This window comes from Bacillus cereus group sp. MG4 (assembly GCF_040460055.1).
Lineage (GTDB): Bacteria > Bacillota > Bacilli > Bacillales > Bacillaceae_G > Bacillus_A > Bacillus_A wiedmannii.
The window spans coordinates 2974975-3000184 of sequence record NZ_JARVGZ010000001.1 but is presented as its reverse complement, the minus strand read 5'-3'; the positions used below and the strand labels follow the sequence as shown (position 1 = coordinate 3000184).

The following is a 25210-nucleotide window of genomic DNA, read 5'->3' as shown; positions in this document are numbered from 1 at the left end:
TTATTATTCAGCTTCAGAAACTACTGTGAAGCGTTCGTTTACGTGTTTTGGATTTTCGATTTCATCAAGTGCTGCTACTGCGAAGTCTTCATAACTTACGTAGCTATCACCTTTTGCGTTAACAAGAAGGTTGTCTTTGCCAGCTGTATAAGAACCAGTACGTTTTCCTAATGCAAATAGTGCAGAAGGGCTGATGAATGTCCAAGTAATATCGTTTGTTTGTTGCAGAATTTCTAGGTTTTTCCCTTGGTTTTGAGCTGTTGCAAGGTATTCATTTGGGAAACCTGGCGTATCAAATACACGTGTTGTTTTCTCTTCGTCTACAAATAAGCTTCCAGCGCCGCCAACTACAAGCAATTTTGTGTTAGGTGCACCTTTCATAGCTTCAATTAGTACGTTTCCTGCATCTACGTGAAGGTGTTCTTCGCCTGCTGGAGCTCCAAATGCATTTACAACTACGTCGAATGCTTGAAGGTCGTTAGATGTAAGAGAGAATACATCTTTCTCTAGAACACTTACATTTTCTTCTGTAATTTTTGCAGCGTTTCTTACGATTGCAGTTACTTCATGTCCGCGATCTAATGCTTCTTTTAAAATACGACTTCCTGCTTTACCTGTTGCTCCGATGATTCCGATTTTCATAATAAATCCCTCCAAAGTGTTTTGTTAAAGCGTATATCTGAAATTAAATGAATTTGTTGTAATTAGGTTTGTTACAACTTGATGTAATCATTATAGTTACAGGTTGGTGTTTTTGTCAATGGAATAGTTTGTAGATTTACTATTTATTTTAGTATGCACAGTTAGAGGGAGGAGAGTCATAAAGATATTGTTACTTCGTGTCTGGCTAATATTTGGAAATTGCAAATTGTCGAAAAATGTTGATTTTTAAATGTTTTTTAAATATAATTCGTTTTATGGAGAAAAGGAGGGGTTAATTGTATGAATATTTTAGAGCAATTTGTTTCATCAACGAATACAATTCTTTGGTCATATATTCTTATTGCAATGTTAATTGGTTTAGGTCTTTATTTTTCTATTAAATTGAAATTCGTACAAATTACTCATTTAGGGGAAATGGTTCGACTAATGAGTGATGGATTAACTGGAAAGACGCGTAAAAAAGGTAGTGTATCTTCTTTCCAAGCGTTCTGTATGAGTTCAGCAGCTCGTATTGGAATCGGGAACTTAGCCGGTGTAGCGTTAGCTATTTCTATGGGAGGACCTGGAGCGGTATTTTGGATGTGGGTTATTGCGATTGTCGGAGCGTCTTCAAGTTTCGTGGAAAGTACGCTTGCACAAATTTATAAAATAAAAGATGGCAGTGGCTTCCGTGGTGGTCCTGCTTATTATATGGAAAAAGGTTTAAATAAACGTTGGATGGGGATTTGGTTCTCTATTCTAATTACAATTAGTTACGGTTTAATTTTTAACTCCGTACAAGCGAATACAGTTACTTTAGCATTTAAAAACGCTTTTGGTATTGAGCGTTACGTTGTTGGGATTGTATTAGCAGTATTAGTTGCGGTTATTATTTTTGGTGGCGTGAAAAGTATCGCGCGTATGTCTGAAATGATCGTTCCGCCAATGGCACTTATTTATATTGCAGTAGCAGTTTTCGTTGTTATTAAAAATTATTATTTAATACCGGACATGTTTACAGAAATCTTTAAAGGTGCATTCGGTTTAGATTCAGCTGTAGGTGGCGGTATTGGTGCTGCGATGAAATATGGTATTCAGCGTGGATTATTTGCGAATGAAGCAGGTATGGGTAGTGCACCGAATGCGGCAGCAACAGCGGATGTAACACATCCAGCGAAACAAGGATTTATTCAAACAATTGGAGTATTAGTAGATACATTTTTAGTATGTACATCAACAGCATTTATCGTATTATGTTCTGGTGCATATAAAGCAACAAATTTAGAAGGTATTGAATTAACGCAAGTTGCGTTAAGTTCACAAATTGGTTCGTGGGCAAGTAGCTTCTTGGCGATTATTATTTTCTTATTCGCTTTCAGTTCACTTCTAGGAAACTACTATTATGGTGAAACGAATATTGAATTCGAGGGTGTTGCAAAACTCATAAATATTCAAAAATAAATGCATAAAAAAATCCGTTTTCCTGGAAGAATGATAGTACCCTAAACTATCTCCAGAAAGGACGGATTTACTAGTATGATAACCAATTTTGATCACAATCAATCCATTTTACACATTTTATTTGCCTACGTAGACAGTTTAACCATTGGAGGCGTTCCGCCTATTACAGGCCGCCCACCTATCTGTAGAAAAGCTTTACTCAAATGTTTTTTTGTGAAAACGGTATTCCAAATCAATTCATTACGTAAGTTAACTCGCTTTTTGCATCAATATCCTTCATTTCGTGTATCTTGTGGTCTTTCCTTTGTTCCTCATATATCCACTTTCTCACGTGTAGGAACTTGGTTTCGCAATGAAGGTATTCCGTTGATTCATAAACAAACTCTTGAAGAAATGAATTTAGGATTAATTCCGTGTGTTTTAATTGATAGCACTGCCTTACGGAGTAGTTTATATGATTCCCAAGCAAAATGGGGGAAATCTACTCGTTATGGTTGGTATAAGGGATATAAAGCTCATGTCTGTTCTACACCAGAAGGTGTTGTATTGTCGTATGCATTTACAACAGCGAACGTACATGATAGCAAAATGGCTCCTGTATTGCTTCAAGATATACAAAATCAAAATGTGTTATTTTCCATTGCAGATGCTGCTTATGATAGTCAGCGCATTTATGAAATTGCAAAAACATGTGATATTTTTGCGGTGAATCCAATTAACCCACGTAATGGCGAACAAAGCAAAAGTACACATCGCCGTGTATTATCTCATTTTGCACAAACCATCTTTGGCAAACAGTTGATGAAAGAGCGTGGGAAAATTGAACAACAGTTTGGTCATCTCAAAGATAAAGGGCTGGAACAGCCACGTTGGTATGGTCAAAATCGCTATTTATTACATGTTCAGCTAGTTTTTCTGATTCATAACATTGCATATTTATTTTAGTTTTGCAACACCCTCTGAATTCATTAAACAAAGTAAAACTTGGTTAACGATTTACCGTATTGCAGTAGTGGGAATGGTATTATTCGGTTCTGTTGCGACGCTTCAAGTTGTATGGAATATGGCGGATTTATTTATGGGACTAATGGTAATCACAAACTTAATTGCGATTACACTTCTTGGCCGATTTGCATATGCTGCTTTGGCGGACTATGTAAGGCAAAAGAAACAAGGGAAAGATCCAGTCTTCAGTGCAGATTCTATACCTGGTTTAACGAATACAGAGTGTTGGGATAAGCCAACGGTAACGGATAAAGAAAAAGCAGTGTAATGAAAAGGTGAGCATCGAGATAAATTCGATGCTCGCCTTTTTTGTTGTAGTAAATGATGAAAAGGGTGAGAGGGAATTATTAATATAATTTTGTTTGTTCATTATTCTCGTTATTTGTAGAGAACGCACTGTCTTAAAAGTATGACCGGTCGAATAGGATGAGTGATTGAGTATTGGATAAATGCACGTACTGGTTATATTTTTACGTAAAAAAACATATATGTAAAGAAGTTTAACGTGATCATGTTAGAAAACCTAACATAAAGTTCTTGATTACTAAAAGTTTTTAGAATATAATTTTCTTATTGTGAAGAAGAGGGGGCAATGCAATTATGGATTTTTTAGCTAAGGTAATTGGGGATGTAAATAATGTCCTTTGGTCATATGTCATTATTGCGATGTTAATTGGGTTAGGACTTTACTTTTCATTTCGTGTGAAATTTGTCCAAGTTCGTTACTTCGGTGAAATGATTCGTTTGCTTGGGGATGGGGCAAGTTCGAAAACGAGGAAAGCTCAAAAAGAGAAGAGCGGTGTATCATCGTTCCAAGCTTTTTGTATGAGTACAGCCTCTCGTGTAGGTACTGGTAACTTAGCTGGTGTAGCTATCGCAATCTCAGCAGGTGGACCAGGAGCAGTATTTTGGATGTGGTTAATCGCGGTAATTGGGGGGGCTTCTGCATTTGTAGAGAGCACATTAGCGCAAATTTATAAAGTAAAAGATGGGAATGCGTTCCGTGGTGGCCCAGCGTATTATATGGAAAAGGGTTTAAAGAAACGCTGGCTAGGAGTTGTCTTCTCTGTTCTAATAACAGTTAGTTTCGGATTGATTTTCAACGCCGTGCAGTCAAACACAGTAGCGGCGGCTTTTGATGGAGCATTTAACACAGATGGTAAGTTTGTAGGTCTGTTTATGGCTGGTTTACTTGCAATCATTATCTTCGGCGGAGTAAAACGAATTGCACGTGCGGTTGAAATGATTGTTCCAGTAATGGCAATTATATATGTAGCAGTTGCATTATTCGTTGTTGTAACAAACATTACGGCAATTCCATATGTATTTAAAGAAATTTTCTTACATGCTTTCGGAATTAAAGAAGTAGTAGGTGGGGGATTAGGAGCTGCGATTTTACTAGGGGTAAAACGTGGATTATTTTCAAATGAAGCAGGTATGGGTAGTGCGCCGAACGCAGCTGCGACTGCAAACGTAACGCATCCAGTTAAACAAGGTTTCATTCAAACTTTAGGGGTATTTACAGATACATTATTAATTTGTAGTTGTACAGCATTTATCATTCTTTTATCAGATGTACCGGGTGCAGCTGATCTAAACGGAATTCAATTAACGCAGCAGGCGTTAAGCCAACATATCGGCCCGTGGGCTTCTATATTTGTAGCAGTGGCAATCTTCTTGTTTGCATTTAGTTCATTAGTAGGTAACTACTACTATGGTGAAACGAATATTGAGTTTTTAAATGGAAGTAAAGTTTTATTAAATGTTTATCGAATTGCTGTACTTGGTATGGTTATGTTAGGATCTGTAGCAACAATTCAAATCGTTTGGGATTTAGCAGATTTATTCATGGGTATTATGGCTGTTATTAACTTAGTAGCAATCGTATTCCTTTCTAAGTACGCTTTCGCAGCGTTATCAGATTATATTAAGCAAAAGAAACAAGGAAAAGATCCAGTATTCTATGCGGAGTCTATTCCAGGTTTGAGCAATACAGAGTGCTGGGATAAGCCAGCAGTAGCTGATAAAGAAAAAGCAGTATAATGAGGTGAGCATCAAGTGAAACTTGATGCTCCTTTTTTTGTTTTATCCCGCTATTTGTGAACAGTAAAACTCTCGATTGATACGGGCTAATAATCAGTGGGGATGATACTGATTAAAGTTTCGCTATATAATGTAAAAGACGAACATTCATGAACGTTTTATAATAAAATGTAATTTTTTTAAGAAAAGTGCGGATATGAGTTGTGATTTATGTTAGAATGGAAAATACCTTTGAAACAAGAGGTTTTATGGTCTTTCCTATCCGATTGAAGGTTTTGGAGGAGAAATGGAAAGTTCGGATTATTTCTTATTTTGAATGGTCAGACGTTCAACGTTAATGAAGAGTTAAATGGAGGATTTTATTAATGAAGTTTGTTATGTTTCTTGTAGGATTGCTCGTTGTATTCGTACTCGGTTTTCTTATAAGTGCCGATCGAAAGAAGATTAAGTATAAACCAATCGCAATTATGCTTGTTATTCAGCTAGCTTTAAGTTATTTCTTATTAAATACGCAAGTTGGTTATATTTTAGTAAAAGGAATTTCAGATGGATTTGGCGCGCTTCTTGGATATGCGGAAGCTGGAATCGTTTTCGTATTTGGCGGTCTTGTTAATAAAGGAGAGGTTTCATTCTTCTTAACAGCGTTATTACCAATCGTATTCTTTGCCGTTTTAATCGGAATTCTGCAACACTTTAAAATTTTACCGATATTTATTCGTGCTATTGGTACTGCGCTAAGTAAAGTAAATGGTCTAGGAAAACTAGAATCATATAACGCAGTAGCAGCTGCCATTGTTGGGCAAGCGGAAGTATTTATTACAGTAAAAGATCAATTAAGTAAAATCCCAAAACATCGTTTATATACATTATGTGCATCTTCCATGTCGACAGTATCAATGTCAATCGTTGGTTCTTATATGAAAATGATCGAACCGAAATATGTAGTAACAGCACTTGTATTAAATTTATTTAGTGGTTTCATTATTATTCATATTATTAACCCGTACGATATTACAGAAGAAGAAGATACACTGAAATTAGAAAATAAGAAAAAACAGTCATTCTTTGAAATGCTAAGTGAATATATTATGCTTGGTTTCACAATCGCGATCACAGTAGCGGCAATGTTACTTGGTTTCGTAGCATTAATTACAGCAATAAATAGCTTGTTTGATTCAATGTTCGGTATTACATTCCAAGCTATTTTAGGATACATTTTCTCACCATTAGCATTCGTAATGGGTATCCCGCAAGCAGAGATGGTAACAGCGGGACAAATTATGGCAACAAAATTAGTGTCAAACGAATTTGTTGCGATGCTGGATCTTGGAAAAGTAGCAGGTGATTTATCAGCTCGTACAGTTGGTATTCTTTCTGTATTCCTTGTATCATTTGCGAACTTCTCATCAATCGGAATTATCGCAGGTGCAACGAAAGGTATCGATGAAAACCAATCAAATGTTGTATCATCATTCGGTCTACGCCTTGTGTACGGTGCGACATTAGTAAGTATTCTATCAGCGATTATCGTTGGTGTTATGTTATAAAAGGGTGGTCCTAGCTAATAGCTAGGACTATTTTTTATGGTGAATTTACATGAAAAAACCAATTAATTAGGAATATATTAACATATAAAAATATTTTAAAATTTATATTGCATTTCTATTAGATAACGCTTACAATTTGATTTGTAGGTGGTATCAATTTCAGACTTTCAAATATGGTAGGAGAGAAGAGGCTACCTTTTATAAATTGCAATTTATGTAAACGCTTACTGATTTTAGTTAACAGTTGAATAGTATTTAGGGGTTTTAAATTTTTTTAACAATAATGGTCAGACGTCATTCGTTATACGTTATACGACCAATAACTCTTGGGAGAAGTGGAGGATTCACACATGAAGATAGTAATGTTTCTAGTCGGTTTACTTGTAGTATTTGTACTAGGTTTCCTTATAAGTTCAGATCGTAAGAAAATTAAATATAAACCAATTGCACTTATGCTTGTCATTCAATTGGTACTTGCGTATTTCTTACTAAATACAAAGGTCGGATTTGTATTAGTAAAAGGGATAGCAGATGGATTTGGTTCTATTTTAAAATTTGCGGAAGCTGGGGTTAACTTCGTATTTGGTGGTTTAGCAAACGATGGACAAGCACCATTCTTCTTAACAGTATTATTACCGATTATTTTCTTAGCAGTATTAATCGGGATCCTGCAACATATTAAAGTTTTACCGATTATCATTCGTGCAGTCGGTTTCCTATTAAGTAAAGTTAACGGTTTAGGAAAACTAGAATCATATAATGCAGTAGCAGCTGCAATTGTTGGTCAAGGCGAAGTATTCATTACAGTGAAAGATCAACTAAGTAAATTACCGAAAAATCGTTTATACACACTTTGTGCATCTTCTATGTCAACAGTATCAATGTCAATCGTCGGTTCTTACATGAAAATGATTGATCCAAAATATGTAGTAACAGCACTTGTATTAAACTTATTCAGTGGATTCATTATCGTTCATATCATTAATCCATATGAAGTAAAAGAAGAAGACGATATTTTAGAATTACAAGAAGACAAGAAACAAACATTCTTTGAAATGTTAGGCGAATATATTATGCTTGGTTTCTCTATCGCTGTAACAGTAGCGGCGATGTTAATCGGTTTCGTAGCGTTAATTACAGCAATTAACGGTGTATTCGATTCAATTTTCGGAATCACATTCCAAAGCATTTTAGGATACATTTTCTCACCATTAGCATTCGTAATGGGTATTCCAACTTCAGAGATGCTAACAGCAGGACAAATTATGGCAACGAAATTAGTAACGAACGAATTCGTTGCAATGCTTGATCTTGGGAAAGTAGCTGGTGATTTATCAGCTCGTACAGTAGGTATATTATCTATCTTCCTTGTATCATTTGCGAACTTCTCATCAATCGGAATTATCGCAGGTGCAACGAAGAGTATCGATGGCAAACAAGCAAACGTTGTATCTTCATTCGGATTAAAGCTTGTATACGGTGCAACGTTAGTAAGTATATTATCAGCGATTATCGTTGGAGTTATGCTTTAATAAATTAAGAAAAGCAATGAGCGTAGGCTCATTGCTTTTTTTGTTTAACTTGCTTTATCCAAGTCTTTTTTAAATCGTGGTCTCTCTAAATAAGTTCCCATTCTCCACGCATATTCTATAGGGCCCATTCGGTATTTTTGTAGCCAATAGGTGCTAACGAATAATTGAATTGTATAAATTCCAATGGTCAAAAGAATACCGAAGAAATATCCGATTTTACCGAATAAGCCAAAGCCGTATGCGTAAAAAATTGTTGTTGTGATAATGGATTGAGCTAAGTAATTACTAACCGACATTTTCCCCATATTCGCCATATATGTTAGTAAGCGCGATGCTTTTTTGTAATGGAATAATAAAATAATGGTGCTTCCGTAAAAGAATGTCATGGTTACGGATGTAAGGCCATCTTGTAACATAATTAAAATTGGATGCTTTACGAACATGGCTAAGATTTTAATTGTAAAAGAGAAAATACCAGTGATAAGCCAAATCTTTTTGATAGAAGGTATGTGTTTATCAATCTCAAATAGCCAGCCCTTTTTTCCTACATACATACCGAGTAAGAAAAGTGGGGACATAAAAATTATTGCGAAAATTGATATGAAAACTAGTCCGAAGAAACCGTTAATCCCAATATAATCGAAAGGACTTTCAGTTAACCTAAAGTTGACATGATCCATATAGCTTCCAGTTTCATGAACTTTATGCTCTTTTTCAATATAAGGAGCAAAATCATTAATATTTGTATTTGGATCAGTTTGATAAGACATAAGTGTAATGAGTGCGAGTAGAATAGTTGCCCAAATCAATAATGTTTTTGGTTTTCTATTTATAAACATCATTAAGAAAATCCCGATAAGCCCGTATGCAAATAAAATATCTCCGGACCAAATAAAGGTGCCGTGAATGAAACCTAGTAGTAAAAGAATGCTAATACGCCTTATATATGTGGGGAAAAACTTTTTTCCTTTTGCGATAATACTTTTTTGTAACAAAATAATGCTAAGCCCAAATAAAAAAGAGAATAGGGAAATGAAATTTTGTGTGCCAAAAAATTGAATAAACCAATTAGCACTTTCATCGAGTTTTCCAAAAATATAAGTGGGTTTTTCATTAGCGAATAACCCGAATTGAATTAATGTTATATTAACAAGTAAAATGCCAAATAAAGCGAAACCACGAATTGCATCAACAGCTTCTACACGTTGATTCATTTTTTCTCTCCTCACATATTGTTTTATCCCGCATTAACGAGCAGTAAGACTCCTACCTCAAAATTTGGCGGGGGCAAAGAGGTTAGGTGGGAGATCAACTGCCTGTAAAGACCCGATTAGTTCAACTAATAATCCGTGGTGGATGAACGCCCCCCCACGGATCAAATTTTCACTTTATATTGAAAATAATACCATTTATTAACTAGTTCTATGTCAAATGCTAGGAAATTTAAGGTGATTTTAAGATAGAAAGCAAATAAAAAAATCACCTTAATACATTCATTAAGGTGATTGAAATACTACTCAGCTGGAGGCGTAAATGTACGTTTCTCTAATTCAGCATCTAGCATAAATAGTGCGTTTGAATCGCTTGTAATACGTTTTAATTTTTGGATGATGCTATCGAATGAAGATTCTTCTTCTACTTGCTCATCGACGAACCATTTTAAGAATGTAATTGTTGCATGCTCACGCTCATCCCAAGCGATATCAGATAAGTTGTAAATACGCTTCGTTACTTCACGCTCGTGCTCAAGTGCTACTTCAAAAGCGTTTAGTACAGATTCGTATTTGTTATTTGGATTATCAAATCCAGTAATAATAGCGCGCTCACCGCGGTCATTAATGTAGTTGTAAATCTTCATTGCGTGGAAACGTTCTTCTTCAGCTTGTACAAGGAAAAAATTAGCGAATCCATCATAGCTCTCCGCCGTACAGTAAGCAGCCATCGCCATATAAGCGTGGGCAGAGTAAAATTCAAAGTTCATTTGATCGTTTAATGCGTCGTGCAATTTTTTAGATAACATAAAATCCCCCTTAGTATTGTGACAAGAATATTATACCATAATTGATAATATTCTCATTTGGATACTTCGAACCTTTTCGAAAGCTTTGTAACGTGTGCCTCCATAATGTCTTGTAAATCTAAATCATATTTTTGTGAAAGAATAATAAGGTTAGATAGTACATCACCAAGTTCTTCTTTTAACTCTTGTTTTAGCTCTTCTTCTGTCTTCACTTTTTCGTCAGGACGATCACGGCCAATTTCGATTGCGCGAACAACGCGTGAAACTTCTCCAACTTCCTCTGTTAAGAAATTTAAGCGAATAAAGGAATTATACTGTGACCAGCTTCGTTTTTCGTAAAATTCCTCCACCCATCTTTGAAATGCGACGATATCCATTTCTTCCTCATCCCTTCAATATGTTGTACAATGTTCATTGTATCATAACAATATATAGTTTCGGGGTGTAGAAATGAGAAAGATTTGTGTGTTTGCAGGTTCCAACTTAGGGGAGAGACCAGAATTTAAAGAGCAGGCAATAGCGTTAGGAAAAATGTTTGTTGAGAACGACTATGAGCTTGTATACGGTGGTTCATGTGTTGGATTAATGGGAGAAGTGGCAAATGAAGTCCTTCGTTTAGGCGGACGTGTAACAGGTGTTATGCCGCGTGGTCTATTCCGAGGAGAAATTGTTCATACAGGATTAACAGAATTAATTGAAGTAGAAACAATGCACGAACGTAAAGCGAAAATGGCAGAGCTTGCGGATGCTTTCATTGCATTACCAGGCGGATACGGAACGTTTGAAGAGCTATTTGAAGTAGTATGTTGGTCACAAATTGGTATACATAATAAGCCGGTTGGTTTATTGAATATAAAAGACTTTTATGGACCAATCCTGCAAATGGTTGAACGTGCAGCGGAAGAAGGATTTATGAATCCATCAAATAAAGAGTTGATCGTTTCAGCTGATACGGCAGATAAACTAATTCATGCAATACAAAATTATGAGCGTCCTGTTTTAGGGACGAAGTGGAAGCAACTATCATAATACAATTTTATAGAGATTTTCGGAAACACATGTCATTTTATCTTGAAAAGGCATGTGTTTTTAATTTGGTTAAATATGTTAATTTTGAGATATGATGTTTTGGAAAAAGGAGAAATAGATGGAGGAGTTTGTGTATTTAAGAAAGGTTTTCAACAGTATATTAGCAGCATCTATTCTTGTTATGTTAATTGTTTTGAGACAGAAGAAAGAGCTGATTACTGAATTTTCACTTTGGTTTATTTCGATATTATGTATCGGTGTTGCCGCGATAACGTTGTTTATGTCTGGGTTTATCGTTGATGAGTATAGTCTAGCTGGGGATGCACAGAGTTTTAGCATGTGTATTGCGATTGGCTGTATTAGCGGTTTGAATTTTATTATTTATTATAGGCGGCAATAAAAGAAGGCATTCCGTATTACTTTGGAATGCCTTTATCACTTTGATTACTTTGTTTTTTATACAGGTACCAGCCACCCCAGCCGCCACCAATTGCTACAACAACGAGGAAAGCATAGTCTTTCACTTCGATACGTATATTGAAAATATTAGCTATAAGTAAGACAATCCCAACTGTTATTAACGCAAAAAGTGCTCTAATTAAGTAGTCTTTCAACTGAACCACTCCCGCCATTTAAGTAGTAAATGATGAATATGGAAAAGCTTTTTTGGATCTATTTTACTAAAGGGTGTTACCTATATTTTAACATAAAAGGGATTGTAATATATTGATAAAAGTAGAGGAGAGGGGTGCTAATATTGTCGTGTTTTGTCGGTAAGTCGATATCCTATGTCGAATCGTCGATATAATGAAAAAATCGTTGATATATTGTGAGTTATCGTCGATATATTTGAAAAATCGTTGATATAATTTCATGTACCATTGAATGCGACCACTTCATAGAAAAAAGCGACTCTGAGCGAGCCGCTTCCGCTTTTAATCTATTATTGATTCAAGAACGCACGTAGCATCCAAGCGTGTTTTTCTAGTTCTGTGTAGATGCCTAGTAGTAGGTCAGATGTCATTTCGTCATCAGAGTTTTGAGCGATTTCCATGCCTTTTTTTAGTTCTACTAGCATCATTTCGTAGTCTTTCATGATTGCTTCAACCATTCCTTCTGCAGTTTCTCCGTATGCTGCTTCTTGAATAGAAGATAGTTCTAAATATTCTTTCATTGTTGCTACTGGTTTGCCGCCAATTGCTAAAATACGTTCTGCAATTTCATCGATGTGAGTAGCTGATTCTGTGTAAAGCTCTTCAAATTTTTCATGTAGTGTGAAGAATTGAGGTCCTTTTACGTACCAATGGAAGTTGTGTAGTTTTGTGAATAAAACGCTCCAGTCTGCTACTTGTTTGTTTAATACTTCGATTACTTGTTTGTTCATTATGATCAATCTCCTTTTGAGTTGTTATGTTATATCAATTACTAATTTATAATTATTATAATCTAGTAATTTGTATAAATCAACCCTTTTGCTGGAATTAATTTGAACAAATTATGAACTGTTATAAATAAAAATCCCTATTACTGTGGAGTAATAGGGATTTTTATTTGATATATATAGCTTCTGCTTTTAATTATTATACTGCTTGCTTATTTTCTTCTACATCCTGTCCATCCCAGCACTCTGTATTCTGTAAGCCAGGGATAGAACTTGCAACGAAGACAGGATCTTTTCCTTGTTTCTTTTGCTTAATATAGTCTACTAATGCTGCGTAGGCGAATTTGCTAAGGAATGAGATGGCAATTAAGTTTGTGAATACCATTAGTCCCATAAAGAAATCAGCTAAACTCCAAACCGTTTGAAGGGCAGCGATCGATCCGAAGAACACCATTCCGACAACTGCAACACGATAAATCAGTAACCATGTTTTGCTTTCTTTAATGAATGCGATATTTGTTTCACCATAATAGTAGTTTCCTAGTAAGGAACTGAAAGCGAATAGGAAAATAATAATCGCTAAGAAAGTACTTGCCCACGGTCCAATTTGTGAACTTAATGCTTGTTGTGTTAATTCAATACCTTCTAAATTTGATCCTTTGTAAAGTCCAGAACATAATACGATAAACGCTGTTGATGTACATACTAAGAATGTATCTACGAAAACACCTAATGCTTGAACAAGTCCTTGTTTTACAGGGTGAGATACATCTGATGTTGCAGCTGCGTTAGGAGAGCTACCCATACCAGCTTCTGTTGCGAATAAACCTCGCTGAATTCCGAACTTGATTGCTGCTCCAATACCACCAGCGACTGCTTGGTCTAAACCAAATGCGCTGTTAAATATTTCTGTGAAAATGCTTGGTAACATAGTGAAGTTGTTAATAACAACAAAAATTGCCACACCAATATAAATAATTGCCATTGGAGGAACAATCATTTCTGTAATACGTGAAATGCTCTTGATACCACCGAAAATAATAACTGCAACTAATAAAGCTAATAGAGCTCCTACGATCGTTCGCTCTAGTCCGAAAGCATTTTCAAATGCTATTGTTACTGTGTTTGCTTGTACAGAATTAAAAATTAATCCGTACGCAACTGTAATAAGAAGTGAAAACCAAACACCCATCCAGCGTTTATTTAATCCTTTTTCCATGTAATATGCTGGCCCACCACGGAACCTGCTTCCATCTTTTACTTTATAAATTTGCGCGAGCGTACATTCTACGAAACTAGTAGCTGCTCCAAGGATAGCGATAAACCACATCCAAAATATTGCGCCGGGTCCACCCATTGAAATGGCTAATGCTACACCAGCTAAGTTTCCGATACCAATACGTGCCGCTGCACTTAAGCAAAATGCTTGGAATGGAGAGATGCTATCTTTCTTTTTTTCTTTTCGATTAAATCCTTTACTAATTAAACTGACCATCTCACCGAAATGAGTAATTTGGACAAATTTTAATTTGAAAGAGAAATAAAGACCGAAGCCGATTAGCATTGCAATAAGAATATATGACCATAAAATATTATTCGTTACCTCAAGGAATCTGCTAAAGATATCAACCATATAATACACTTCCTTTTTTTCGTAATAAGAAAATTATATGCAAAAAATATACGAGAATCAATTTTTCTAAAAAATTATGTTACTTAAATGTATTTTATGTTATGATTATGTTACATCGTAATATTTTTAGAATTATTTACATTTTAAAAAACTAAATGTAAAGCGAAAAAGAGGGGATAATTTGAAAGAAGAAACTTTATTGAAAGTAAGCCTTAAGAGTTTGAAAATGAGAAGTAATATATTTTTTATCATTACATCTGTAAGTATCTTTTTAGGAGCCACTTATTATTACAATAAAAGATTTCCAAGTCACAGGTATCCTGAATGGTTAGAATTTCTAAAGTTGATTGGATGAACAAAAAAACAGAAAAACAGAAAATTTAAATAAAGAAGTTATGGAGGAGCTAAATATGAATATTAGAGAAAGTGAACTTCCGGGTATTGGTTATAAATTTCAAATCGTTACGAAAGGTAACGAAAAAATGGTGATTGTCATTCATGATGATGGGCGTAGAGAAATGTATCATTTTGATTCAGATCATGAAGAAAGCATCTCAAGTATTTCATTACGTGACTCAGAGGCGAGACAAATTGCAGCAATATTAGGTGGAATGGTATACAAACCTAGAGCATTAGAAAATGTTGAAATGGTCTTTGAAGGTTTAGCGATTGAGTGGTTCAAAGTGGAGAATGCAGCTCCAGCAATCGGAAAAACAATTGGTGATCTTGAAATAAGAAAAAACTATAGCGTAACGATCATTGCAGTTATGAAAAAGAATATGAAAAAGCTATTTAATCCAGGGCCAGAAACGGTAATTGAAGAAGGCGATATGCTTGTAGTTTCAGGCGAGAGAGAAGAAATTAAAAAGATTATTAATGAGTTACTTTCGAATAGGGGGACTGACTAGATGGATACGTTAATTTTTGAAGTTGGTACAGCGTTAGTATTAGTTGCAATTGCGGCAGTAATTGCTGGAAAGTTTAAATTCTCAGTAATTCCGTTTCTAATTGTTCTTGGAATGTTAGTAGGGCCACACGCGCCGACAATAGGTGTTATCGATTTCAAGTTTATTGAAAGTGCAAGTGTCATTTCCTTCCTTGGACGGATTGGGGTTCTGTTTCTTCTGTTCTATCTAGGCCTAGAGTTTTCGATGAAAAAACTAATTAAATCTGGACGTTCTATTGCGATTGGCGGAACGATCTATATTTTAATTAACTTTTCACTTGGGTTATTATACGGATTTATAATGGGATTCCCTTTACTAGAAATCTTAATTATTGCGGGTATTATTACGATTTCTTCTAGCGCTATCGTTGCAAAGGTGTTAGTGGATTTAAGAAGAACTGGTAATAATGAGACCGAATTAATTTTAGGAATTATTATGTTCGAAGATATATTCCTTGCTGTATATTTATCAGTTGTCTCTGGTTTAGTTCTAGGGGATCACGCTTCCTTCCTAGGTGCTCTTACTTCAATTGGAATTGCTTTAGGATACATGCTTCTATTCTTTATTGTAGCTAGAAAGGCGACGCCGTTATTAAATAAATTGCTTAATATTAGTTCGGATGAAATTTTCATTATTGTAGTATTTGCTTCGTTATTCTTTATTGCAGGTTTCTCGGAAACAATTCACGTTGCCGAAGCAATTGGAGCACTTCTTTTAGGATTAGTTTTCTCTGAGACAGAGCATAGTGACAGAATTGAACATCTCGTTGTTCCATTTAGAGACTTTTTCGGGGCTATTTTCTTCTTCAGTTTCGGATTAAGTATTGATCCGTTCTCATTAGGCGGAGCGATATGGTTAACGTTAGGTGCTGTACTTCTTACAATCATCGGAAACTTTGTAGCAGGGATGATTGCAGGACGACAAGCTGGATTATCTCATAAAGCGTCAACAAATATTGGATTAACAATCGTTTCAAGAGGAGAATTCTCCATCATTATGGCCAATATCGGTATCGCCGGTGGTTTAATGTCAGTACTGAAACCATTCTCAGCACTATACGTGCTTATACTATCCATCTTAGGTCCACTTTTGACGAAAGAGTCAAAGAATGTATATAAATTTTTAAATAAAATCTTTAAGTGGGATACGAAGACTAACTAATTTTAAAAAAATAAAAGTACAAGATATTTATTGCTTGTACTTTTATTTTTTGCAATGAAAACAGTAAAGAGAGGTACATGATGTTAGGAGAGTTGATTCATTCCGTTTTAGTTTTTCTAGAAGGACTTGGTTATTGGGGAATTATGCTTGGATTGATGCTAGAGGTTATCCCAAGTGAAATCGTATTATCTTATGCAGGTTATTTAGTATCAACAGGAAGCATTACGTTTTGGGGCGCTGTCGCGTTCGGTACAATTGGTGGTGTAATCGCACAACTATTCATTTATTGGATCGGTCGATACGGAGGAAGACCTGTTCTTGAGCGATATGGAAAATATATTTTAATTCAGAAGAAACATATTGATTATGCTGAAGATTGGTTTAATCGTTACGGGACTGGTGTTATTTTTACAGCGCGTTTTATTCCTGTTGTGCGTCATGCTATTTCGATACCAGCGGGTATTGCAAAAATGTCACATGCTAAGTTTATTACGCTAACTACATTAGCTGTTATTCCATGGTCAATTGTATTTGTATATTTAGGTTTTAAATTAGGAACAGAGTGGGAAAGTATTAATAAAGTAGCTGGGCCATATGTGAAATACTTTGCACTTGCTGCTATTGTTTGTGCAATTGGTTACTTTGTATTAAAAAAAGTGATGAAAAAAAAGTGATTACGTAAAAAGAATCTATGCTGACATAGATTCTTTTTTTATTGTCATTTTTCGAAAGGGGAAAGAGTAGGTTTAATATTTTACATATTGTGGCATACATATAGGAAAAGGGAGTTTGGAAAGGGGATTATAGAAAAAATGGAACTCCAGTTTCAAAATGTATATCAACAGGCGGAGAATTGGTATGTGTTGGATTCGGAGCTTCCTTGGGATGTCAAAAGGCTTAGAGATGATTTGTTTTCACTAATTGAAGTATGTAAAACGCCAGTTATTTTTTGTGATACGTGTGATGCGAATCATGTACTTTTATCATTAGGAGAAGAAGAAGAGGAATTTTTATTCCCAGTAGGCGGTTTTTATCATAAAGAAAAACAATTAATTTTTGTTTGTATGTGGGAAGAGTATGAGCAGGTGCTCAAAACGCTACTGCATGAATTTCGCCATGCGATGCAGCATAAGAGGGAAGTATTGTATGTTGGAAGTGAATTGTACGAAGATAGATGGATTGAGAAAGATGCGAGGAAGTTCGCGGAAAGGAAGTTAGATGAATATAAAAATAGAAAGTTAATGTAAAGCATAGTGGAGCAATGGCGCTGTGCTTTCTTTGTTGCTTACTAAAAATAAGTGATTGACTTTCATGAAGTTTAGTTCTAAACTAATGTTATAAAACGAGCGAGGTGATAGAATGAAAACAGAAGATAGGCTCGGATTATTATTATGGTTTCGTTTATCACGTTTTTATAACAAAAGTATTCGTGAGACGAATCAGCATTTGAAAGAATGGAATGTATCTGCCGCTCAGTTTGATGTACTAGCTCAAGTTGGAGGACATGATCGTTTAACGCAACAAGAGCTTGGAAATAAGCTATTTGTTACGAAGGGAAATATCACGCAGCTTTTAAATAAAATGGAGCAGCTGGAGTGGATTCGTCGTGAACAAGAAGGTACTACAAAATATATTTCGTTAACAGAAAAGGGAAGAGCTTTATATGAAGAAATCGTCCCGCCTCAAGAAACATTCCAAGCAGAGCAGTTTCAAAATTTAAATGTAGAAGAACAACATCAATTATTACAATTACTAAAAAAATTACAGTGAGAAAAATTTTGAAATAAATCTTGAATTCGAGATAATATGAGGTGAAGGATATGTTTAGAAAAGTTGATCATAAAAATATGGGAAGAGCAAATCATGGCTGGTTAAATACACATTTTCATTTTTCCTTTGCGAATTACTATAACCCGAATAACATGAACTTTGGAGCATTGCGTGTAATTAATGATGACTTAGTAGCACCGCAAACTGGTTTTGATATGCATCCGCACCGCGATATGGAAATCATTTCGTACGTTGTAGATGGTGCTTTAACACATGAGGATAGCATGGGGAACCGCGGAACAATTGAGCGAGGACATGTTCAATATGTGAGTGCTGGCACAGGTGTATTTCATAGTGAGCATAATTTAGGAAATGAAACACTACGTTTATTACAAATTTGGATTTTACCAGATCATGCAGATCATAAACCAAACTATGGTGAGTTTACATTTGATTGGAGCAAGCGTGAAAACGAATGGTTTCACATGGTATCGCCACTAGAAGGCGGGGCACCAATTCAAATTCACCAAGATGCGAATTTATATTCTTTATCGTTAGATGCTGGAAAAGAAATTCATTTTCCGGTGAAAGAAGGCCGTCAATTGTATCTTGTACAAATTGAAGGCAGTAGTGTAATAAATGGTGAGACACTTGTTATGCGTGATGCGGCAGAAGCGGTAGAAGAAGATGTTCATATTGCAGCGAAAGAGCAATCACACTATTTAGCGATTGAATTGAAAAAATAATAGAATGTTTATGGGAAAGAGGACATCGAATGGATGTCCTCTTTTTTTGAGTGGAATTGTCAGAAAAAACTTTCTCAATATTTAGAAAAAGGTATTAGCCTGGAAAATAAGAATTGTATAAAAGTGTCAAAAATCTGTATGGGAATGGGGAATGTTATAGTGAAAAAGCAAGTCATTTCATCAGCATTAGCGTTAACTGTTATCGCCGGGGGATTTGGAACATTTGGAGCAACGACAACGAAAGCGGAAGAACAAAAAGTTCAATACCATCAAGAATTTAAAACGCCTGCATACATAGGTGAAGAATGGAAAGCACCAGAAGGACTAGATAAAAAAGAAACGGTCTTTCAATATTTAGAGAGTAAGAAAGATATGTTCAAATTAGCGGGAAATATTGATAAACATTTCAATGTCGTTGGGGAAGAAAAAGATACTGAATCTGGCACAACACACGTGAAGTTAGTTGAAAAACATAATAACATTCCTGTGTATGGTTCAGATCAAACTGTTACACTAGATAAAGAAAATAATGTAAAAGCATTCTTCGGACAAGTTATACCGAATTTAGAGGATAAAAATATTCCTGCGTTTGCAAAGATTAGTGCAGAACAAGCAGAAACAATTGCAAAGGCAGATATTGAAAAAGAAGTTGGTAAAGTAAAGAATTATGACGGTGTGAAAAAAGACTTATTTGTGTATGAAAAAGATGGAAACTACTATCTTGCATATTTAGTTAAGGCATCAATTTCAAAACCAGCTCCAGGATATTGGCATTACTTTGTTGATGCAACGAATGGAAATGTGATTGAGAAATATAATGCTGTAGATCACATTACAGGATTTGGTTACGGAGTATTAGGCGAGAGACAATCGTTTGAAATTGCTCAAGATGAAAAAACAGGAGCGTTCAACTTATTTGATGGGAAACGAGGACAAGGTGTTCATACATTTGATGCAGAAAATATGGATGAAAACTTGTTTAACTTATTCTCACAATGGCTTGGATATACAGGAGAAGAAGTGGAAAGTAAATCTAAGTTCTTCGAAGATAAGGCTGCAGTTGATGCGCATGTAAATGCAGGGAAAGTATATGATTACTATAAAAAGACATTTAATCGTAACTCCTTCGATGATAAAGGTGCGAAGCTGATTTCTACTGTTCACGTTGGAGAAAGCTGGAATAACGCAGCTTGGAACGGTGTGCAAATGATGTATGGTGATGGCGATGGTACGACGTTTATTCCATTATCTGCTGGACTAGATGTTATCGGTCATGAATTAACGCATGCTGTAACTGAACATACAGCAAACCTTGTTTATAAAAATGAGTCAGGTGCGTTAAATGAATCGTTATCTGATATTATGGGTGTCATGGTTGAGAAGAAGAGCTGGGATTTAGGTGCTGACATTTATACACCTGGAAAACCTGGTGATGCACTTCGTTCTCTGAAAGATCCAGCATCTATTCCAAACCCATTAAAACCAGGTGAAGGTTACCCAGATCATTACAATAAACGCTACACTGGAACAGCTGATAATGGCGGCGTTCATATTAACAGTAGTATTAACAATAAAGCTGCATATTTAGTATCTGATGGCGGAGAGCATTACGGCGTGAAAGTAACTGGAGTAGGCCGTGAAGCGACAGAAAAAATTTATTACCGTGCTCTTACGAAATATTTAACTGCAAACTCTGACTTTAAGATGATGCGTCAAGCTGCACTTCAGTCAGCTGAAGATTTATATGGTCAAAACTCTAAAGCTGTACAAGCTGTAACGAAAGCTTATGATGCAGTAGGCGTAAAATAATAAGAGAAAAAGACCTGACTAGGATGTCAGGTCTTTCTTTATTTAGTCGCGAATACCTAATGCGATTTTCGCCATACGTGACATGCGTTCTTTAGACCAGGGCGGATTCCAAACGACATTTACTTCTATTTCATTGACTTCAGGTACGTTCGTTGATAATACTTTTTTAACGTCTGATACAATTTGCCCAGCCATTGGACAACCGATAGAAGTCATTGTCATTGTAATGACAGCATTATTATTTTCATCTGCTGTAACGTCATAAACTAATCCAAGATTAACAATATCAACACCTAGTTCAGGATCAATAACAGCTTCTAAGTTTGCATATAACTTTTCTTCAAATGCTTGTTGTGACATGTGTAGCACCCCCTACATATTAATGATATCGATTCTCATTATAACGGATATATATATAATATGCAGGGAATGAGCTCAAAAAAATATTCCTCTTGAAAGAGGAATATTTTTTGAAAGCTATTCAGTTTTGAAATGAGATACGAGTTGATCTAATTCTTGAACTGTTTGTTTCATTTGTCTAGCAGTTACAGTCATCTCATTCATAGTAATGACCTTTTGCTCAGCAGATTGTGCTGTTGCTGCTGTTTCACTAGATACTTCAGTCGAAATAGAAGCGATGTTATTCAGTGAAGCGTTCATTTCTTCAGCGCTTGCAGCCATTTCCTCAGCGGTTGCTGAGATGTCTTGCATTTGAGTAGATACTTTATTTACTTGTTCTACAATCGTTGTGAAAGAATTGCCAGCTTCACGAATGACATGAATGCCTTCAAATGCTTCCGAACGACCTTGTGACATCATAGAACTCGCAGTTTCAGTATCTTGTTGAATTTGATGTAGTAATTGGTTAATATCTGTTGCCGCTGTTTTAGATTGTTCAGCAAGTTTTCGAACTTCGTCAGCTACGACAGCGAAGCCTTTTCCTTGTTCGCCAGCACGAGCTGCTTCGATAGATGCATTTAAAGCAAGTAAGTTTGTTTGTTCTGCGATATTAGAAATAGATTGAACAGCTGTATCAATATATTTCGTGTGGGTGATTAGACGTTCGACCACTTCTGACGTAGCATTTACCGCGTCGTGTATCGTTGTCATTTGTGAAACGGATTTTTGAATAACAGTACTTCCGTCGTTAGCTTGTTCAGATGTAACTACAGCAAGCTCAGTTACAGATGTGGCAGATTCAGCAATGCGCTGAACGCTCACTGCCATATCGTCCATTGCCGTTGAGCTTTCTTCCATGCTAGAGGCTTGAGATTGAATACTCGCATTTAAGCTAGACATCGAGCTTTGAACTCTTATTGTTGCTTCGCGTGATATATTCGTCTTTTCTAGCATATTTTCAGAAGCGTTTTGTACTTCTACAGATGTTTTTTGCACACGATTGATGATATGTTGTAGGTTTTCTAACATTTTATTAAATGATGTTGCGATCGTACCAATTTCATCATTACTATTTACTTGTAGGCGAGCTGTTAAGTCACCTTCTTGAGATGATAATTCTTTTAGCTTACTATCAATTTGTTGAATTGGTTTCACAAGTTTACCAGAGAACCACCATGCAAGAATGATAGCTACGATAATACAAATAACAAGTGATAAGAAGATAACATATTCAATTTGTAGTGAAGATTGATCAATTTTTTTGATAGATTGATCACGTAACTTAGCTTGTTCATTACTGTAATTTGTGAAGTCCCCAATTACTTTATACACAGTACCATTTTCTGCATAAGCTACTTGTAAAGCCTCTTCCCACTTTTGTTCTTTTGCAAGGGTGAAAACTTTTTCTTCAATAAATTTTCTCCAAGTGGATCCTGATTCCATTGTATCTTTCACGGATTGAGAAATATTTGGATTAGAAAGAAGTTTATCTTTTGAATCCTCCAGACGTTTACTCATCTCATTAAACTTGTCTAATTCGACTTGATCATGTTGTAATAAATAACCTCTTAAAGCAGAAAGTTGTACTTGATAAGCGTCTCCACGTTCTTTCAATTCTGTTGCAAGGGGAGAAATTTCTTTTTGTAAAGCTTCAGCTTTACGAGATTGGTCAATAGCAAAAAATAAAATAAAAGCTAAGGCGATTCCAAATAAAGCGCAAATCGTTCCCATCATGAACATAAGTTTTTTTCGAATGCTAATAAAATTCATATGATAAAAAGCCTCCTTTGTGAAATCTTAGTATTAGAATTAATAAATTTAAAAAATTGAAAGAAAGCTTTACTCCATCTGGAACAAAGCTTTCTTCTTTCCTTTAGGAATTATAGCAGACGGAATGGGAGATAGAAAGAGATATTTTAAGGTGAAAAAAGAGAGACTGTAAATCTCTCTTTTTAATAATTTGGATATCATAGAAGTATAAATGAAAATTTCGCTTTAAACGTTTGTTTTGAAATGGGAAACGAGAACTTCAAGTTCTTGTACGGTCGTTTTCATTTCAGAAGCTTTTTTAGCAACGACACTCATTTTATTTACTTGGTCACCAGCCGAAGTTGCTGTTTGTGATGTTTCGGCGGCAACTTCATTTGAAATAGAGGCGATGTTATTTAAAGCTGCATTCATTTCTTCTGAACTTGCGGCCATTTCTTCAGCAGTTGCAGACATTTCTTGCATTTGTGTAGAGACTTTGTTAATGTGGTTAACAATTTCCGAGAATGAAGATCCAGCGGTACGAATGACTGTAATTCCTTCCGAAGCCTCTGACTGACCTTGTGTCATCATTTCATTTGCTATTTTTGTGTCAGCTTGAATTTGATGAAGTAAATGGTTAATGTCAGTTGCTGCTAGCTGAGATTGTTCAGCAAGTTTTCGTACTTCATCGGCAACAACTGCGAAGCCTTTTCCGTGTTCGCCAGCACGTGCTGCTTCAATGGAAGCATTTAAAGCGAGCAAATTCGTTTGTTCCGCGATATTAGAAATGGATTGAAGTGCAGTATCAATATGATTTGTATGTGTAATGAGTCGCTCTACTACTTGTGATGTAGCGTTAACAGCTTCGTTAATTGTATGCATTTGTGTAATAGATTTCTCAATGACTTTATTCCCACTATCTGCTTTTTCTGAAGTTGTAACAGCTAGGCTAGCAACAGAGGAGGCAGATTCTGCAATACGCTGAACACTCGTTGTCATATCGTCCATTGCAGTTGAACTTTCTTCGATGCTAGAAACTTGTGAGCGAATATTATGCTCAAGAGCATTCATAGTTTCTTGCGTTTTTGCTGTATTTTCCATAGACGCAGTTGTTTCAATAAACACATTTTCAGACGCTTCTTTTACACTTGTTGATGTTTGTTGCACTTGTTTTATGATACGTTGTAAGTTAGCGAGCATTTGATTAAAGGAATTGGCGATATCACCAATTTCATCTTTACTCGTTACGTGTAATCTAGCAGTTAAATCGCCATCTTGAGAGGCTAATTCTTTTAATTTCTCATCAATTTGTCGTATCGGTTTAACGAGTTTACCAGAGAACCACCATGCTAATAAAATAGATGTTAACGTACATGTAATGAGTGAGAAGAAAATAATATATTGAATAAGAGATGAAGAAGACTCTACGTCAGCAATTAATGCGTCACGTTTATCATTTTCTTCATTTGCATATTTAGTAAAACGACTTAAAAGATCGTTTACATAATCGGTTTGAGCTAAAGCGATTTTGGATGCTTCGTCCCATTTTCCTTCGCGAGCGAGAGGGAGGACTTCATTATCTATGACGCTTCGCCATTTTGCTCCCATTAAAATCGCTTCTTTCATTCCTTCTGGGAGTTTTTTATCACTTGTTACCTTCTCTCTAGTATCAGCAAGTTTTTTTCCTTCTCGGTTGAATTTATCCAATCCTTTTTGATCATGTGACAGTAAATATTCTTGTAAACCGGCAACTTGTGCTTGGAACCAATCACCACGTTCTTTTAAAATTGTTGCTCGTTTTGATACATCATTTTTTAACGTTTCAATTTCGCTTGCTTGGTTCATAGCGAATGAAAGAATAACAATAAGAGCAATACTAAATAAAGAAGAAATGCTTAAGAGTGTGAACAGTAGTTTTTTGCGAATACTAACATATTTCATCGTTACCCCTACCTTTAAAAACTATTTATTATGATTTATAAATATTAAGAACGACATTAATAAAACATCATTATGAAGTTATTAATCTGTTCAATGAAAATTATAGCAGATAATGGAAGATGGCAGATTAATATGAGTAAATGTTCTTAAAATGTATACATTTGTATATCAAAAAGTTCATAAATAAAAATGAGAAATGCTATTGTAATTTGAAATAACATCATGTATACTTCTAATTAGTTGATAACGATTATCAGTATCAACTATAACATTACTCTTCGTTATGTTGGTCATACCCCTTTTTGACGACGTAAGTCAGAGACGAAATGTTGAAATATCTTGTGTCCTATTCTACAGAATTATGGTAATCTCCAACCTCAACTTATATGCGTGAG

General features: G+C 35.5%; 23 protein-coding genes and 2 pseudogenes. 15 read left to right on the top strand and 10 right to left on the bottom strand.

Annotated features, from left to right (window positions below):
* Nucleotides 1–3 precede the first annotated feature (3 nt).
* The gene (locus QCI41_RS15950; RefSeq protein ID WP_353837124.1) at nt 4–642 is read right to left on the bottom strand and encodes an NAD(P)-dependent oxidoreductase; all 639 of its coding nucleotides are present in this window, start codon (nt 640–642) and stop codon (nt 4–6) included.
* A gap of 300 nt (nt 643–942) precedes the next feature.
* Here QCI41_RS15950 and QCI41_RS15945 point away from each other — a divergent pair.
* The 6 genes and pseudogenes from QCI41_RS15945 to QCI41_RS15920 form a co-directional block, all read left to right on the top strand.
* Nucleotides 943–2067, top strand: a pseudogene (locus QCI41_RS15945) (alanine/glycine:cation symporter family protein); the annotation flags it as partial.
* A 111-nt stretch (nt 2068–2178) separates the two neighbouring features.
* Nucleotides 2179–3048: a transposase gene (locus QCI41_RS15940; RefSeq protein WP_353836336.1), complete on the top strand. Its 870-nt coding sequence runs from the start codon at nt 2179–2181 to the stop codon at nt 3046–3048.
* Between the two features lie 7 nt (nt 3049–3055).
* Nucleotides 3056–3376, top strand: a pseudogene (locus QCI41_RS15935) (alanine:cation symporter family protein); the annotation flags it as partial.
* Between the two features lie 332 nt (nt 3377–3708).
* Nucleotides 3709–5151 (top strand): alanine/glycine:cation symporter family protein, encoded by a 1443-nt coding sequence (locus QCI41_RS15930; RefSeq protein ID WP_353837125.1) that lies wholly within the window; start codon nt 3709–3711, stop codon nt 5149–5151.
* Nucleotides 5152–5516: 365 nt separating this feature from the next.
* A complete protein-coding gene (locus tag QCI41_RS15925) occupies nt 5517–6698 on the top strand; it encodes a NupC/NupG family nucleoside CNT transporter (protein WP_000673848.1) in 1182 nt (393 codons plus the stop codon).
* 350 nt (nt 6699–7048) lie between these two features.
* Nucleotides 7049–8230: a NupC/NupG family nucleoside CNT transporter gene (locus QCI41_RS15920; RefSeq protein WP_088098318.1), complete on the top strand. Its 1182-nt coding sequence runs from the start codon at nt 7049–7051 to the stop codon at nt 8228–8230.
* A gap of 44 nt (nt 8231–8274) precedes the next feature.
* Here the strand turns inward: QCI41_RS15920 and QCI41_RS15915 are convergent, their stop codons facing one another.
* The 3 genes from QCI41_RS15915 to QCI41_RS15905 form a co-directional block, all read right to left on the bottom strand.
* The gene (locus QCI41_RS15915; protein WP_238185699.1) at nt 8275–9444 is read right to left on the bottom strand and encodes a DUF418 domain-containing protein; all 1170 of its coding nucleotides are present in this window, start codon (nt 9442–9444) and stop codon (nt 8275–8277) included.
* Nucleotides 9445–9743: 299 nt separating this feature from the next.
* Nucleotides 9744–10250: a ferritin gene (locus QCI41_RS15910; RefSeq protein WP_353837126.1), complete on the bottom strand. Its 507-nt coding sequence runs from the start codon at nt 10248–10250 to the stop codon at nt 9744–9746.
* Nucleotides 10251–10303: 53 nt separating this feature from the next.
* Entirely contained in the window at nt 10304–10627 is a 324-nt protein-coding gene (locus QCI41_RS15905; RefSeq protein WP_000355764.1) for a MazG nucleotide pyrophosphohydrolase domain-containing protein, read from the bottom strand.
* 73 nt (nt 10628–10700) lie between these two features.
* Here QCI41_RS15905 and QCI41_RS15900 point away from each other — a divergent pair, with 73 nt between their 5' ends.
* Together QCI41_RS15900 and QCI41_RS15895 are read left to right on the top strand one after the other, a co-directional pair.
* Nucleotides 10701–11279 carry an LOG family protein gene (locus QCI41_RS15900; RefSeq protein WP_483299048.1) on the top strand — a complete coding sequence of 193 codons (579 nt, stop codon included), beginning with the start codon at nt 10701–10703 and terminating at the stop codon, nt 11277–11279.
* 118 nt (nt 11280–11397) lie between these two features.
* Complete coding sequence (locus tag QCI41_RS15895) at nt 11398–11679, top strand: hypothetical protein (protein ID WP_353837127.1); 282 nt, start codon at nt 11398–11400, stop codon at nt 11677–11679.
* A 16-nt stretch (nt 11680–11695) separates the two neighbouring features.
* On the opposite strand, the gene QCI41_RS15890 is transcribed toward QCI41_RS15895, so the two are convergent.
* The 3 genes from QCI41_RS15890 to QCI41_RS15880 form a co-directional block, all read right to left on the bottom strand.
* On the bottom strand, nt 11696–11893 hold the full coding sequence (locus QCI41_RS15890; RefSeq protein ID WP_098374165.1) for a hypothetical protein: 198 nt from the start codon (nt 11891–11893) through the stop codon (nt 11696–11698).
* 329 nt (nt 11894–12222) lie between these two features.
* Nucleotides 12223–12663: a Dps family protein gene (locus QCI41_RS15885; protein WP_001041897.1), complete on the bottom strand. Its 441-nt coding sequence runs from the start codon at nt 12661–12663 to the stop codon at nt 12223–12225.
* Between the two features lie 196 nt (nt 12664–12859).
* Nucleotides 12860–14293 carry an alanine/glycine:cation symporter family protein gene (locus tag QCI41_RS15880; RefSeq protein ID WP_353837128.1) on the bottom strand — a complete coding sequence of 478 codons (1434 nt, stop codon included), beginning with the start codon at nt 14291–14293 and terminating at the stop codon, nt 12860–12862.
* A gap of 410 nt (nt 14294–14703) precedes the next feature.
* On the opposite strand from QCI41_RS15880, the gene QCI41_RS15875 reads away from it, so the two are divergent.
* The 7 genes from QCI41_RS15875 to nprB all read left to right on the top strand — a co-directional run bounded on the left by QCI41_RS15875 (nt 14704) and on the right by nprB (nt 20726).
* A complete protein-coding gene (locus QCI41_RS15875; RefSeq protein ID WP_001026067.1) occupies nt 14704–15201 on the top strand; it encodes a cation:proton antiporter regulatory subunit in 498 nt (165 codons plus the stop codon).
* Complete coding sequence (locus QCI41_RS15870; protein ID WP_000380218.1) at nt 15202–16401, top strand: cation:proton antiporter; 1200 nt, start codon at nt 15202–15204, stop codon at nt 16399–16401. It begins immediately after the preceding gene.
* 80 nt (nt 16402–16481) lie between these two features.
* Nucleotides 16482–17075, top strand: a complete 594-nt coding sequence (uptA, locus tag QCI41_RS15865; RefSeq protein WP_000900216.1) for an undecaprenyl phosphate transporter UptA — start codon at nt 16482–16484, stop codon at nt 17073–17075.
* 138 nt (nt 17076–17213) lie between these two features.
* Complete coding sequence (locus tag QCI41_RS15860) at nt 17214–17648, top strand: DUF3920 family protein (RefSeq protein ID WP_353837129.1); 435 nt, start codon at nt 17214–17216, stop codon at nt 17646–17648.
* 112 nt (nt 17649–17760) lie between these two features.
* Nucleotides 17761–18171, top strand: coding sequence for a MarR family winged helix-turn-helix transcriptional regulator (locus QCI41_RS15855; protein WP_000845457.1), 411 nt, complete (start codon nt 17761–17763; stop codon nt 18169–18171).
* A 50-nt stretch (nt 18172–18221) separates the two neighbouring features.
* Nucleotides 18222–18917: a pirin family protein gene (locus tag QCI41_RS15850; RefSeq protein ID WP_353837130.1), complete on the top strand. Its 696-nt coding sequence runs from the start codon at nt 18222–18224 to the stop codon at nt 18915–18917.
* Nucleotides 18918–19076: 159 nt separating this feature from the next.
* Nucleotides 19077–20726 (top strand): neutral protease NprB, encoded by a 1650-nt coding sequence (gene nprB, locus QCI41_RS15845; protein ID WP_199713529.1) that lies wholly within the window; start codon nt 19077–19079, stop codon nt 20724–20726.
* A 42-nt stretch (nt 20727–20768) separates the two neighbouring features.
* Here nprB and QCI41_RS15840 read toward each other — a convergent pair whose 3' ends face one another.
* The 3 genes from QCI41_RS15840 to QCI41_RS15830 all read right to left on the bottom strand — a co-directional run bounded on the left by QCI41_RS15840 (nt 20769) and on the right by QCI41_RS15830 (nt 24815).
* Nucleotides 20769–21086, bottom strand: a complete 318-nt coding sequence (locus QCI41_RS15840) for a metal-sulfur cluster assembly factor (RefSeq protein WP_000082523.1) — start codon at nt 21084–21086, stop codon at nt 20769–20771.
* Nucleotides 21087–21203: 117 nt separating this feature from the next.
* A complete protein-coding gene (locus QCI41_RS15835; RefSeq protein WP_353837131.1) occupies nt 21204–22895 on the bottom strand; it encodes a methyl-accepting chemotaxis protein in 1692 nt (563 codons plus the stop codon).
* Nucleotides 22896–23120: 225 nt separating this feature from the next.
* Nucleotides 23121–24815: a methyl-accepting chemotaxis protein gene (locus QCI41_RS15830; RefSeq protein ID WP_353837132.1), complete on the bottom strand. Its 1695-nt coding sequence runs from the start codon at nt 24813–24815 to the stop codon at nt 23121–23123.
* Nucleotides 24816–25210: the final 395 nt, after the last annotated feature.

Bases quoted from the DNA above. Each gene is read 5' to 3' on its own strand.
- QCI41_RS15860 (WP_353837129.1), top strand. From the start codon at position 17,214: ATGGAACTCCAGTTTCAAAATGTATATCAACAGGCGGAGAATTGGTAT.
- QCI41_RS15830 (WP_353837132.1), bottom strand. From the start codon at position 24,815: ATGAAATATGTTAGTATTCGCAAAAAACTACTGTTCACACTCTTAAGC.
- QCI41_RS15835 (WP_353837131.1), bottom strand. From the start codon at position 22,895: ATGAATTTTATTAGCATTCGAAAAAAACTTATGTTCATGATGGGAACG.
- QCI41_RS15850 (WP_353837130.1), top strand. From the start codon at position 18,222: ATGTTTAGAAAAGTTGATCATAAAAATATGGGAAGAGCAAATCATGGC.
- QCI41_RS15950 (WP_353837124.1), bottom strand. From the start codon at position 642: ATGAAAATCGGAATCATCGGAGCAACAGGTAAAGCAGGAAGTCGTATT.
- QCI41_RS15895 (WP_353837127.1), top strand. From the start codon at position 11,398: ATGGAGGAGTTTGTGTATTTAAGAAAGGTTTTCAACAGTATATTAGCA.
- QCI41_RS15915 (WP_238185699.1), bottom strand. From the start codon at position 9,444: ATGAATCAACGTGTAGAAGCTGTTGATGCAATTCGTGGTTTCGCTTTA.
- QCI41_RS15875 (WP_001026067.1), top strand. From the start codon at position 14,704: ATGAATATTAGAGAAAGTGAACTTCCGGGTATTGGTTATAAATTTCAA.
- QCI41_RS15900 (WP_483299048.1), top strand. From the start codon at position 10,701: ATGAGAAAGATTTGTGTGTTTGCAGGTTCCAACTTAGGGGAGAGACCA.
- QCI41_RS15885 (WP_001041897.1), bottom strand. From the start codon at position 12,663: ATGAACAAACAAGTAATCGAAGTATTAAACAAACAAGTAGCAGACTGG.
- QCI41_RS15940 (WP_353836336.1), top strand. From the start codon at position 2,179: ATGATAACCAATTTTGATCACAATCAATCCATTTTACACATTTTATTT.
- QCI41_RS15920 (WP_088098318.1), top strand. From the start codon at position 7,049: ATGAAGATAGTAATGTTTCTAGTCGGTTTACTTGTAGTATTTGTACTA.
- QCI41_RS15925 (WP_000673848.1), top strand. From the start codon at position 5,517: ATGAAGTTTGTTATGTTTCTTGTAGGATTGCTCGTTGTATTCGTACTC.
- QCI41_RS15905 (WP_000355764.1), bottom strand. From the start codon at position 10,627: ATGGATATCGTCGCATTTCAAAGATGGGTGGAGGAATTTTACGAAAAA.
- QCI41_RS15870 (WP_000380218.1), top strand. From the start codon at position 15,202: ATGGATACGTTAATTTTTGAAGTTGGTACAGCGTTAGTATTAGTTGCA.
- QCI41_RS15930 (WP_353837125.1), top strand. From the start codon at position 3,709: ATGGATTTTTTAGCTAAGGTAATTGGGGATGTAAATAATGTCCTTTGG.
- QCI41_RS15855 (WP_000845457.1), top strand. From the start codon at position 17,761: ATGAAAACAGAAGATAGGCTCGGATTATTATTATGGTTTCGTTTATCA.
- QCI41_RS15880 (WP_353837128.1), bottom strand. From the start codon at position 14,293: ATGGTTGATATCTTTAGCAGATTCCTTGAGGTAACGAATAATATTTTA.
- QCI41_RS15840 (WP_000082523.1), bottom strand. From the start codon at position 21,086: ATGTCACAACAAGCATTTGAAGAAAAGTTATATGCAAACTTAGAAGCT.
- uptA (WP_000900216.1), top strand. From the start codon at position 16,482: ATGTTAGGAGAGTTGATTCATTCCGTTTTAGTTTTTCTAGAAGGACTT.
- QCI41_RS15910 (WP_353837126.1), bottom strand. From the start codon at position 10,250: ATGTTATCTAAAAAATTGCACGACGCATTAAACGATCAAATGAACTTT.